We start from the raw sequence: 12,408 nt of genomic DNA on the forward strand, positions 1-12,408 counted from the left end.
GTTTCGAGCCCTCGCATCCATGAAAAACAAGGAGTTATCTAGCTATCCGAGAGAAACTGCGATTCCTCTCCAGCGTTGGAAAAGCGCAAGCCAAAGTGCTCGCTTAATCCAGCCGTAGTAACTCTTGCCGCGGAACACATTGAGATCTCGGCCGAATCGACCTGTTTGCCAACGAACTTTATTCACTACGGAGCAGAGCGGCGAGGGGAGCTCTCACTCAAAGCACGCGCCGACCCGGGATTGAAACCGTCGACCTACTGATCGCATTCCTTCGCGAGGGAGGGGCTATGGTTACCTACTCTGTTAGCAAGTTTTGGCGCGAGGTGCTCACGCAAATAGGCACACTTTAGCTCGAGCGGGAGACCTTTCGTTATCTTCGGACACAGAACAGAAGCCAGCGTCACAGCATACGGGCGGCGCGTCCGCTTGGACGTGTAGCGTTGTTGTAGTAGTTCGACGCCTGTTGCACTGACCGATGACGCGACTGTTCCATGGCTTCGAGGAGCGGGATGTTGCGGATGGCCGCCTCAGTGAGAAATCCCGACCGCAACCCGTGCGCGGAAAACTCCCCACTGTCCAACCCTGCCATCTCCGCCCGCTGCTTGATGATCGCATTGACCGACTGCGGATCGATCTGGCGCCGCGACAAAGTCCCCCACCGCCCGATCGCCCGAAACACGCTGCCGCTGTCGATCTTCGCGGCCACCATCCAGGCATTCAGCGCTTCCACGGGCCTACCGGTGAGATAGACGACATCGTCCTGCTCGCCACTGCTGGTTTTGGTACGGCCAAGATGGATGGCGAGAGAGGGGAGGGGGGCGCTATTCTCGACCGGAATCGGCGGCTCGACGGTCATCTGTTCGCGGCGCAGCCCAGCGATCTCGCTGCGCCTTCGGCCGCCGGAGGCAAAGGCGACCATCAGGATTGCCCGGTCCCGGAGATCGCGCAGACTGTCGGTGGCGCAAGTCGCCAGCAGCTTTGCCAGGACATCGCCGGTGACCGCCTTGGCGCTCTTGCGACCCCGCGTCCGGGGGACGGCGCGCACGGCGAGGCGGATCGCGGATTTCACAGAAGGGGAGGTGAAGGCCCCGTCAAAACCGCGCCATTTCGTCAGCGTCGACCAGGTGGCCAGCCGCCGACGTACCGTCGCCGGCGCGTGCGGGCCGACGGATTTGAGAAGCCCCTGGCTTCGAAGGTTTTGCTCGACATCGGCCGGCATGCCGTGATCGGGATCGGTCTCGCGGTGTTGCGGATCCCAGAGGTGATGGGCGACGAACTTTAGCAGCAGCGCCTCGGGTGCCGGCCAAGGGAGAGAATGTCCGGTGGCGGCCAATCCCCAGGCTTCAAGATAGGTCAGATCGGAGGTCAGCGCCCGCAGTGTGTTATCGCCCATGCCCTGGTTGACGAGATGGCGCAACGTCTCGACATCCTGGTCGCTGAGCAGTTCGGCGAGTTCGTCGCGGCGCTCGATCGGCAGTACGGCGGCGATGGTGTCGAGCTCTTCGGCGCGGCGCTCGACGGCAGTCAGTGATGTCTTGGGTTTGGCCACAGGGGTCTCCAAAAGGACGGTTCCGGCGGCCTAGGAGACCGTGATTTGCCCCGACTCTTGCTGATTTGGACCTCAAAATCAATCTACCATCGATAACCAGTACTTATCGATGGTTAGAGCGCCAACTAGCAATCATACCATGTGGCGAACCGCAATATTCAGATAGAGTTCGTGTAAGAAATCATTTACCATGATTTCAATGGCTTACGATTTCACAAAAATCAGCATGACACCCTTGATGGAGCCGGCATTCCGCGCCGGTGTCGAACTGGCGCGTCTGGACGAGCGCGTCGCCCGTTCCCCGGTCGGGCACGGCTGGATCGAGCGGTCCCACTTCGCCGACGCCTGTGCCTCGCTATGGATCGACGGCGAACTCGTGCATCTCGAAGACCTCGTCCTCCATGACGCCACCCGCGATATTCGCACACCCACCCACGAGCTGACAATCGCCCGCGACGTGCTGCGAACCCGCCGGCGCATCGCCGGCCAATCCCCGGATTGGGCGTTCTCTGCCGACGGCATCCGCTTGCTGCGGAAAACCTCGGAGATCGGGGCGGGCGGCGCGGACGAGGCGACGACGGCAGAAGTAAATTGGCCGGCGGCCGCGATCGACTCGGAAGGGGAGGGGGAAGATGTCGACGGCGCCGTCGAGAGCCTGCCCGGCGTTGACTACGCGGCCATCGATGCGCTGCTCGCGCGCTCTGACGCCGCGATCGAACGAGCCAAAAAGTCCGGCCGGGTTCCGGCCGATCCGCTGGTCTATGATCTCGACTGGGATGAGGATGCCCGACTCGACGAATGGCGCAGCGTGTTGCGCCAGGCTGAAAACCTGCCGGCGGTTCTGCAGGCGATCGTCGCCCTCGATTCCTGGAACGAGCTTGCCGTCCTGCAGCACGCGCCTTGGCTCGGCCGGCTGCTCGCCGCCTCTATCCTGCGCCAAGCCGGTGTCACGACCGGTGCGCATCTTGCCGCCATCAATCTCGGACTGAAAACCATTCCCGTCGATCGGCGCCGCCATCGTGATCGGGAGACCCGGTTGCTCGCCATTGCTCACGGCCTGAGCGCAGCCGCCGAGCTCGGTCTAAAAGAGCATGACCGGCTGGTTTTGGCGCGCACGCTGTTCGAGCGAAAACTGGAAGGGCGCCGGACGTCGTCAAAGCTGCCAGAACTGGTTGAGCTGGCCATAGCAAAGCCGCTCGTCTCGGCCGGGATGGTGGCGAAGACGCTCGATGTCACGCCGCAGGCGGCTCGGCGGATCGTTTTGGAGCTCGGCCTGCGCGAGATGACGGGGAGGGGGAGGTTTCGGGCGTGGGGTGTTCTTTAGTTGACGCAATCGAGGACCCCGTCGCCCTGAGATAAAAGGTTCGATGGGTGTCGCGCGACCTTTAACTTGACTTCCGGTCCGGCGCTTCGAGCAGCTCAAGTGCCGAGATAGGAATGATCGAATGATCTTCCGTTTCCGAGGCACTTGAGAATGTACCGGCTCCCGTCACGCAAACGCCGACGGCTTTGCCGTTCGCACCGATCGCGGGTCCGCCGCTCATGCCGACGACTATGGGCGCATTGGTGAGTAAGCGCTGAACGCCCGACCTCGGGCGCGAGCCGATGATCAATCCAGGCACCAGCACGCCAGAGTCGCCCAGACGGTAGTTTGGGAAGCCGCAGACCGCGACGTGATCCATCGGCACGGCTTCGTTGAGTTCGATCTCAAGCGCGTGACCGCCGTTGGCGCCGACAATGTCGATAATTGCCAGGTCCAGAACAGCGTTCTGGGCGATAATCCTAACAGGATACCGAGTGTTGATGTCGTCCACCTGAAAAGCGACCATCGCTTCGGCCTCGCGAACGACGTGGTCGTTAGTGACAAAACCATATCGCTCGATCTCGAACGCCGATCCTTGCACCATGGCTTCCTCGCACTCCAGGACCCACATGGCTTTTTGTACTGTGGCAAGCGCGTATTGAGGTGGCGACGGGATCGCGTCCTGCACACGGTCCCGATTGTGTTTGAGTGCTCGGTCTAAAGGCAATTCATTCAGCCAGTCGACCACGCGCGCTTGGGCCATATCCCAATCAACCGCGTCATCGACCACGTCCAGTGCGAGGATGAACCTGTCCCAACCGAAACTATTTGTCAGTTCCGACAGCGCTCTTAGCTCGGAATACTCCCTCAAGCTTTTAACGATCTGCTTCAGCTCTTCAAACCTGTCCGGTTTCATTTGGCCGCCGGCCGGTATCCCAGAAGTCCTAAACACCATCGTGACGAGGCTGATTTCATGGTCAAAACCGATTTCGAAATTGAATTGGCCGAGTGGGGGAAAGTCCGCACGTAAATGCGGAACGCTCTCTTCGATGGCGTTGAGAATAAATTTCTGCAATGCGAACGCGAAGTTCGGGATCATGTTTTCGGTTTTGTAGAGTTGCATCCGTTACTCCTGATTCCGCGTCTATTCTATAGCAGCCATCACGCTTTGAGCGGCCCGAACATCCCGCTTTCGACCATTGCCATGTAGACCTTCTTCATCGCCAGCGCAGTTTCCTGGCTGACGAAGAGCGACGACCTGCTGCCGTGGGGCGCACCCAAGATATAGGGCCTCATTGTCTCCCAGCTTTCTGCCCGCGAGGACCATCTCCAGACAGGCAGCTCTTGTTCAATCATCAGCGGAACGGCGAGTGATTTGGGAACTAATTTCCCGGGTTCCAGGGATGTATCCCACTCGCAACGTACGAGAACTGGTTGGGTCCCAGTGTTATAGAACGGAATGTCGAGTATTTCCGCCGTGACCGCTGCTCGCGCGTGGGAAGGCAGATTGTAAACGGCCGACACAACCTTCTCGCCACTGACATAAGGGCACGTTAGGAAGCCGTGAGCGAAGTATACCGTATGGTCTAGTCCCTGATAGCCACAGCGCTCACTTGGATAGGTTTCCGGGTTGCGATCGTCATGGTTCGAAATCAGTGGGTGCCATGTCGGATAGCCTTCAACCACCGGCCCGCATTCATCGATGATCTTTAGTAGACCTTCTTCGCTCCGTTCGCGCTCTGCAGGGGTGAAGTTTCGCGAGATCAAATAGCTTTTCGCGCGCTCGACCCCATTCGATGCTGCCTCGTCTGCCCGGAATGCCAATCTCGCCTCCCCAAAAAATCTGCTGATGTGCATCATAAATAGATAAAGCGCATGAAAAGTCAATTCCGTGCACAATTTGATATGTTTGTGATGGGATTCGCCGCGACCGCTGGTCTTCACTTCATTTTCCAGTCGCTACCTGTGACCATCCACCACAGAGAGTCATTCAACCAAGCAAAGCACTGCAAGCACTATTTCACCAATCGAGAAGAGCAGGAGGCGAGAAGCAAAGGCCGCTTGAGAATTGCAACTGTTGATAAACTTGAGTTTGAATCATTCGCCTCGGAGACTAGACTCCTCAGACGTGCCTTTCCGTATTAAAGATTTTGCCACTTTGCAGTGGAAATGGGATATTGTTCCCGTTATGTTCTCTTTGCGAACTGATGGGAGATACCAATGGCAAAGCCATACGCCTCGGAACTGGCACGGCTGCAAGAAACCCTTCGATGGGTCACCTCTACCGACATCAAACAACTGTTAAATGCAGTCAAGACCGCCGGTCTCTCGCCGCTGTCTGCAATCGGATCTGGAGGATCGCTAACGGCCGCACATGCGCTCGCCGCGCTGCACCAGGCGTTCACCGGCAAGCCCGGCCTAGTTCAAACGCCGCTCGAAGCGGCGACCACGACCTTGGACACGTCCGTCAGCCAGTGGCTGTTGAGCGCTGGGGGAAGCAATGTCGACATTAATGCCGCCGTTCTTTCCCTGATTGAAAGAGAACATCGTCAAGTGGCCGTAATGTGTGGCCGGCCCGGCAGCCCGATCACCGAGATCTGCGAACGTCATCCCTTCGTCGACCTTTTGTTGTTTCCACCTCCTGCCGGCAAAGACGGTTTCCTTGCGACGAACTCACTTGTGGGCTTTTCGGCCCTGCTCGCGCGCGCATACACTTCAGTCTTTGAACCCAACGCCTCTTGGGAGGAGGTCGCTGCCACCGTCGAGCCTTATGCGGACATCAGTTCAGGTCAAGTGCAGAGCTGGCGAAATGCTGCCGAGGGGCTTTGGACGAGATCCACGACCATCGTGCTCTATGGACCCTCAACCAAGATTGGTGCAGTCGATCTGGAATCGAAGTTTACGGAGGCGGCCCTCGGCGTGGTGCAGCTGGCCGACTATCGAAACTTTGCCCATGGTCGCCATCATTGGCTTGCGAAGCGCGGACAGGATACTTCGATCCTCGCCTTCGTCACAGATGAGGATAGGGCGATCGCCGACCGAACGCTCGCCCTAATTCCTTCGGAGATCCCTATCGCGAAGCTTGAGGTTAGCGGCCAGGGGTCCGCCGCGCTCCTGGGGTCCTTGCTCGCTGCGCTGCACGTCACCGGTTGGGCAGGCCTCGCGCGGGGCATAGATCCTGGCCAGCCGGGTGTCCCGGATTTCGGTCGAAAGCTCTATCATCTCAACCTCCCTGGTAAGGGTCGGCAAAGAGCATCTGAGGTTAGGGCCAAATGTGCCAACGCTGCGATCGAACGTAAGACTGGGGAGTCGATCCGACGGCTCGAAGAGCGAAAAACGCTATCTCACTGGCAAAATGCGCTGGCCACCTTTGTTGGCCAGTTGCAGTCCGCTACCTTTGGGGGCGTAGTTCTCGACTACGATGGTACTGTCGTCGATACGCGACACCGCTTTCAGCCAGCCCGTCCTGAAATTGTCGCCGAGTTGGAGCGGGTCGCAAAAAGTGACGCGACGCTTGCGATCGCCACCGGACGAGGCGTGTCAGTCCGGAAAGACTTGAGGAAAATGCTTCCTGAAGAGCTCTGGTCACGGGTTATCATCGGATACTACAACGGCGCCACGACCGGAACGCTCAGTGACGACAGCGTGCCTGATGGGACAGATGAAGTGTGTCCGGAACTCAAAGAACTGGCTGAAGCCTTTGCCACGAGCGATGAACTCGCGGGCTCGGCAAAGCAGACGAATCGGCGCTACCAAATTACCCTTGAACCCCGTCAGTTCATGGCTGAGAACCGACTTTGGGACATTGCGCATCAATTGATTCTGCGCACCGGTTGCAGGGAAGCCATCGTGACTAGATCGAGCCACTCGGTAGACATCATTGCAAGTGGTGTCAGCAAAACCAACGTCGTAAATCTGGTGCAGGAGCGCTGCCCGGGCCGTCAGCTTCTCACGATTGGTGATCGCGGTCGCTGGCCTGGAAACGACTACGACCTGCTGAATGCTCCGATCGGCCTCAGTGTTGATGAGGTCAGCGTCGATCCACTGACGTGCTGGAATCTCGCGGAACCCGGCCAGCGCGGGATGGCGGTGACTCGGAGGTATCTTGAGGCGCTCGAAGCAGTTGATGGTGGCTTGCGATTTCGTAAGGGGACTTTCTGGTGAATGAAGATCTCGGCCTGAGGGTCCTCAGCGAAATCATGCAATGGAGCGATGACGAAGCGCGGAGAGAGTTTGACTGGCTCCGGTTGATGGCCCGTTTGAAATACGATGGCTATCGCGACTTCCAGGCTGGGATGCGCTTCATTGAAAGCCTCGCGACCTGGCTGCAGCAATTCAAGACCCCGGAAGAGAGAAAAACTGCCTACGATTTTGTCCGCAATGCGCTTGTCTATGTCGGACCGAGCGAAATGCAGAGGCTCGTCGAACAGCTTTATCCGAAGATAGTGCGCGACAGGCTGGTGCGGATGGTCGCCGACGAGCGCAAAATTCCCCCTTATCGGATTTACGCGGACGAAGAGGCAAGAAAAGCCGTGGAGCGCCTGCGCCGGCAGACCCTCTTCATGGGGTTGAGTGATGGAGCGCGCATCGACGGCCTGCGCCATAGCAATGTCGGGCTCCTGACCAATGAGCAGCTGGTGGTCTCGACCCAGCTGGACACGGAAAAATGGCAAGATCTCCTCGGTAATCTTGAGGACGCGCTCCAGGATAAGAGTGCCAAGTTCAAGCTCGTCTATCTGATTGACGATTTCATGGGCACAGGCACGTCCTTTCTTCGATACAACGAGGAAAAAACGAAGTGGTCGGGCAAACTGACGAAATTCAAGGAATCGATCGAGCTTGCTAGGAAGAGTCTCGATGGAAAACAGATATTTGCCGACAACTGGCATCTCTGCATTCACCACTACATCGGCACGCACGCGGCCTCGAGCATCATGAAAGAACGCGCCTCGGAGGCAGAAGCGGCGCTGCAGTCAGACGGCTGGGCGTCGGAAGTTCACTTCTCTTTCGGAACGGTCCTCCCTGAGGCGCTTCCGATCGACGCTCCCGGAAATAACTTTCAAAAGTTTATTGAACTGACGAAAACCTACTATGATCCCGTAATTCGTACAAAGCACACTGACGTCGGCGGCAAAACACATCTTGGCCTCGGTTACGGTGGCTGCGCCCTTCCATTAATCCTCGATCATAACACTCCAAATAACTCCGTAGCACTGCTATGGGCAGAGACCGACGGCGGCAAACGCGAGGCCGATGTGGACGCGCCGCCAATGAGCCCGCTTTTTCGGCGCCGGCAACGACATGTATAGGTGAGACTTGGCAAACCCGTTTGAGAAGCGCGCAACGGAGTATCTCCAGCAGGACGAAGCGTTTCTGGCCGTCGTGACGCCGGAACCCCTTTCGACGTTCTTCGAGAAGCCCGCCCAGGAGGGGAAGCTTTATGACCGTCTGGCAATGGTCATTGGAACGCCTGGTAGTGGCAAGACCACCTTGGCACGGCTCTTCAAGTATTCGACGTTGCGGATCCTTTTGCGAAACCGTGGGTTCGAAACCTATAAGAACCTCATCGATGGTCTTTCTGCCTGCAGCGCGATCAGGGAAGGGCAACCTGCCGTTATCGGGTGCCGGATTTCACTTGAGAGCGAATACCGCGAGTTCTGGGAGTTCCCCTATCCCGACACCCTAAAGGCCTCGCTTACCGTCGCGCTGCTGCAGGCGCGGGCTGTTCTTGCCTGGCTCAGAGATGCACAGGCAGCTGGTATTGCGTTGGAAGATATCGAGATCGTCGCAAGACCTGATGCGGACGCTGCGCTTGAAGCGATCGGCGGAGCAAATGGTGTCGGCCTGCAACGACGAGCGCGTGAGATGGAGATGGCGATCTACGAGATTTCCGCGGCGCTGGTGCCACCGGAAATCGACGAGGTCGAACAGAACGCTGCCGCCACTGCTTATCGTCCTCTCGACGTCATTGATGCGTTCAAGGTGAGGGACGGCAATGATTCGCTTCAACTCAAGCCGCTCGTCGTCTTCGACGACGCGCATTATCTGCATCCAAGTCAGCTTTTGGCGCTCCAGCGCTGGCTCGCCCGCCGGGAGCTTCGCGTTGCACGGTGGATCCTCACCCGTCTGGATGCACTCGCACCTGCCGATGTGTTGATCGAAGGGCAGAATGTTTTCGAAGAGGACGAACCCGGGCTGAAGCGCGCCAGGGAGGTGACGACGATCTGGATGCAAAGCAGCGAGGGTCGAGCAAACCAGCGTCGTGCATTTCGCAAGATGGCAAAGGACATGGCCGGGAGGTATCTCAGCCAGATGGAAGTCTTCAATCGGAGGGGCCTCAATACGCTCGGTGATCTGCTTTCAACCCACGTTGAAACGTTGGCGCCCTCCAAAGTCGACAAGTTGGCGAAGAAGGTCGCCGCAACTCAGCGCCGATACTCAATCACTGCCGAACGTCGAGCAAGCCTTGAGCGCGAAGTCGCCGACTACCTCGATAAGAGCGGGGAGAATACCGAGGATATGAAGCTATCGTTGCTCTCTATCCTGTTGGAACGCTACGCGAACAGAACGCCGCAGCGCGGCCTGTTCGAAGATGAGCCGGAGGTTGACGCGGAACCGTCAAAGCCTCTGACCGCGGGCTCAGCAGTAGCCGATGGCGCAAGGATCCATCTGCTTCATCAGTTCGAGCGTCCCTATTACTACGGCATCGATGCGTTGTGCGACGCAAGTTCAGAGAACGCCGAGCAGTTCCTCCACCTCGCGGCTCGGCTTGTCGCGCAATCGGAAACGCAGCTGATTCGGTCGAAATCGCCGACGCTTTCCAGCCAGGTCCAACATAACCTCCTGAGGGAGCGCGCGGAAGAGATGATACGCGGTTGGGACTTTCCGCTTCATCATCTAGTCCGGCGTTTATCGCAAGGCATCGCTGATCAATGCGTCGTTAAGAGCCTTGAGGGCAATGCTCCGTTGAACGGCGGCGCAAACGCCTTCGGCATTCCTCAAGAAGACTTCGACCAGATCCCGAAACTATACCCGGACTTGGCGAAGGTTCTGCATTTCGGGGTCGCGTACAATGCCTTCGTGCTGATCCCCAATCACAGTACGAAAAACCGTAATTGGTGCCTCGTGGAGCTGTCAGGCGTGCTTTTGATCCGAAACGGGCTGACCCTAAAGAGGGGCGGTTTCCTTGAGCGACGTGTGGATGATCTCGTGCGTTTGACTGAAGAGGCGTCGTGATGGCTCTAAACTGGCGATGGGACCCGTGCGTATCGCACGACGGCATCGAAGCCGAGCGCTTCGTTGCAGAGTATTTTCCTGAGAAACAACGCAGAACGCTGCTCATCGCCGGAGCGGGGTTCGATCCGAGAGCGACCCAGGTCGTTGATCGACTGGCAACTGGTGGAGCGGACCTCAAGGCGCTGTTCGTACGCGAGAGCAGACCGAATCCAGATATGGAGCTGACACGTCGGGCTGAAGCAAATGTTGAGCGGCTCAAGACTGCGATCCCAAATCACGAAATTGTCCCGATCCAAATATTTGGTGCCGATGGTGCGGTCGTGGGAGGCAGAAATGTGGCTATGGCAGCGTCTCGTCAGGATATGACGGATGTAACTGATGTCGTCGTCGATATCAGCGCCCTTTCGGTCGGTACCGCCTTTCCTCTCATCAGGTATTTCGTTGAGCTGATCGATCGGGGAAAGGGGCCGAAGAACCTCCACCTGTTCGTGGCGCATGACCCGAGCCTCGATTCCCAGATTTCCTCGATCGCAAGCGACGCGCCGGGTTATGTTCACGGTTTCAAGGGCGGGCTCACACTTGATGCAGCGGCCAAGGCAGCGAAACTTTGGCTTCCTCAGCTTGCAAAGGGGCGGCAGCAGGCCCTATCGCGCGTTCATGACTTCGTCGTCCCACATGACACATGCCCGATATTGCCGTTTCCCGCACGCGACCCCCGGCTGGGTGACATGTTGGCCGAGGAATACATCGTTGAGTTCGAAAGCGCTTGGAAGGTGGATGCGCGCGATGTCGTCTATGCAGATGAGCAGGATCCTTTGCACCTCTACCGGACGATCCTCCGCCTAGACGATCTGCGCAAGCCGGTGTTTCGCGATGCTGGCGGTTCGATCCTGATCCTGTCGCCGCTTGGAACGAAGGTCATGTCGCTGGGGGCGCTGATGGCCGCCCTGGAAAGGGATTTACCAGTCGCTTACCTTGAGTCGATAGGGTATGATTTCAAACCGTCGGCGGAACCTCAAATGCCGGCACCGCATCTCATTCATGTCTGGTTGGAGGGAGACGTCTACCCGCAGCCTCGCCCCAGGCTGAAGAAAGGACTGAATCAATGACCACCTCGACCGAAAAGCCCAGCATTTTTGGTACAGGCCTGATCGCTCTCGATCTCGTCATTGGTGTCGACAGCCAGGCGCCTGTTCATTCCTGGACCGGCGGAACCTGCGGCAACATCCTCGCAATCATGAGCTACCTCGGTTGGGACGCTTATCCTATCGCTCGTATGAATGGCGATCCCGCTTCCGAACGGGTTCGCGTCGACCTCGCGCGGTGGGATGTACATCTTGACTTTACCGATTGCGCGCCGACCGGCCACACGCCAATTATCATCCAGCAGATCAAGCGCGCGCGCGACGGCTCGCCGACGCATCGCTTTCTATGGACCTGCCCTCATTGCGGCCAACGCCTCCCAAGCTACCGGCCGGTCACACAAAACGCTATCGAAGGCATCCTGCCGGCGCTCTCCAAATCATCGGTGTTCTTCCTTGATCGCGTGTCACGCGCGGCCATCTCCCTCGCGACCGAGGCGGCGCGCTCTGGAGCCATCGTCGTATTCGAGCCTTCCGGCAAGTCCGACGAGAAGCTTTTCGAGGAGGCGCTCCATATAGCTCATGTCGTAAAATATTCGGATCAGCGGCTGTCAGATGCTGGTGGTGCGATGACCGGCGACCGAGCGACATTACTTGAAATTCAAACGCTGGGTTCCGAAGGTCTTCGCTACCGCCATCGCTTGACAGGTGACCCTTCTGATTGGTTGACCCTTCCCGCCTTGCGAGCTCCACGTTTGGTCGACACTTGCGGCTCGGGTGACTGGTGCACTGCTGGGCTTCTTGTGGCCGCCGCGTCGAAGGGCGTAGCTGGGCTTATGCAAATCGGAGAGCAGGACCTGGCGAGCGCATTACGATACGGTCAGGCGCTAGCCGCATGGAACTGCGGCTTCGAGGGAGCTCGAGGTGGGATGTACGCGTTGGACCGGCAAGAATTTGCGCGACAGATCGATGCGATTATTTCCGGGAAGCCACTCCTCCGCGTCGTGGAGCGCCCGCAAAACGTCGAGTCGTCAGTCGCTTGCCCAGCGTGCCCCCGAGATATTTCTGCGGCTTAGCAACTTCCTGCAAGTTGACCCCTCATTGATAGCGACCATTGCGGTCTATGTTGCGTTTCCGGCGAAACGCAGGGGCCACCTGTGATGCTTGCCACAGCTGTCTCCGATGGACAGCTTGAACCAGGGAACGGGCTCGTACTATAGGGGCTAAACGGTCGCATT

General features: G+C 58.1%; 9 protein-coding genes. 6 read left to right on the forward strand and 3 right to left on the reverse strand.

Annotation, left to right across the window (positions count from 1 at the left end; translation table 11 throughout):
• Positions 1-400 precede the first annotated feature (400 nt).
• A complete protein-coding gene (locus GFM02_RS16105) occupies positions 401-1,549 on the reverse strand; it encodes a tyrosine-type recombinase/integrase (RefSeq protein WP_168322142.1) in 1,149 nt (382 codons plus the stop codon).
• A 190-nt stretch (positions 1,550-1,739) separates the two neighbouring features.
• On the opposite strand from GFM02_RS16105, the gene GFM02_RS16110 reads away from it, so the two are divergent.
• The gene (locus GFM02_RS16110; protein WP_168322143.1) at positions 1,740-2,873 is read left to right on the forward strand and encodes an RHE_PE00001 family protein; all 1,134 of its coding nucleotides are present in this window, start codon (positions 1,740-1,742) and stop codon (positions 2,871-2,873) included.
• Positions 2,874-2,934: 61 nt separating this feature from the next.
• On the opposite strand, the gene GFM02_RS16115 is transcribed toward GFM02_RS16110, so the two are convergent.
• Positions 2,935-3,975, reverse strand: a complete 1,041-nt coding sequence (locus tag GFM02_RS16115) for a S1 family peptidase (RefSeq protein ID WP_168322144.1) — start codon at positions 3,973-3,975, stop codon at positions 2,935-2,937.
• 38 nt (positions 3,976-4,013) lie between these two features.
• The gene (locus tag GFM02_RS16120) at positions 4,014-4,796 is read right to left on the reverse strand and encodes a hypothetical protein (protein WP_348643972.1); all 783 of its coding nucleotides are present in this window, start codon (positions 4,794-4,796) and stop codon (positions 4,014-4,016) included.
• Positions 4,797-5,072: 276 nt separating this feature from the next.
• On the opposite strand from GFM02_RS16120, the gene GFM02_RS16125 reads away from it, so the two are divergent.
• The 5 genes from GFM02_RS16125 to GFM02_RS16145 are packed head-to-tail and all read left to right on the forward strand — an operon-like array spanning position 5,073 to position 12,246.
• On the forward strand, positions 5,073-7,016 hold the full coding sequence (locus GFM02_RS16125) for an HAD hydrolase family protein (protein WP_168322145.1): 1,944 nt from the start codon (positions 5,073-5,075) through the stop codon (positions 7,014-7,016).
• Entirely contained in the window at positions 7,013-8,161 is a 1,149-nt protein-coding gene (locus tag GFM02_RS16130) for a phosphoribosyltransferase-like protein (RefSeq protein WP_168322146.1), read from the forward strand. The genes GFM02_RS16125 and GFM02_RS16130 overlap by 4 nt, the downstream gene beginning before the upstream one ends.
• Positions 8,162-8,168: 7 nt before the next feature.
• Complete coding sequence (locus GFM02_RS16135; protein WP_168322147.1) at positions 8,169-10,088, forward strand: hypothetical protein; 1,920 nt, start codon at positions 8,169-8,171, stop codon at positions 10,086-10,088.
• Positions 10,088-11,197 carry a hypothetical protein gene (locus tag GFM02_RS16140; RefSeq protein WP_168322148.1) on the forward strand — a complete coding sequence of 370 codons (1,110 nt, stop codon included), beginning with the start codon at positions 10,088-10,090 and terminating at the stop codon, positions 11,195-11,197. Before GFM02_RS16135 ends, GFM02_RS16140 begins: the two co-directional genes overlap by 1 nt.
• Complete coding sequence (locus GFM02_RS16145; protein ID WP_168322149.1) at positions 11,194-12,246, forward strand: PfkB family carbohydrate kinase; 1,053 nt, start codon at positions 11,194-11,196, stop codon at positions 12,244-12,246. Before GFM02_RS16140 ends, GFM02_RS16145 begins: the two co-directional genes overlap by 4 nt.
• The last annotated feature ends 162 nt before the right edge of the window (positions 12,247-12,408 follow it).

It is taken from the genome of Rhizobium leguminosarum bv. viciae (assembly GCF_012276115.1).
Taxonomy (GTDB): domain Bacteria; phylum Pseudomonadota; class Alphaproteobacteria; order Rhizobiales; family Rhizobiaceae; genus Rhizobium; species Rhizobium leguminosarum_T.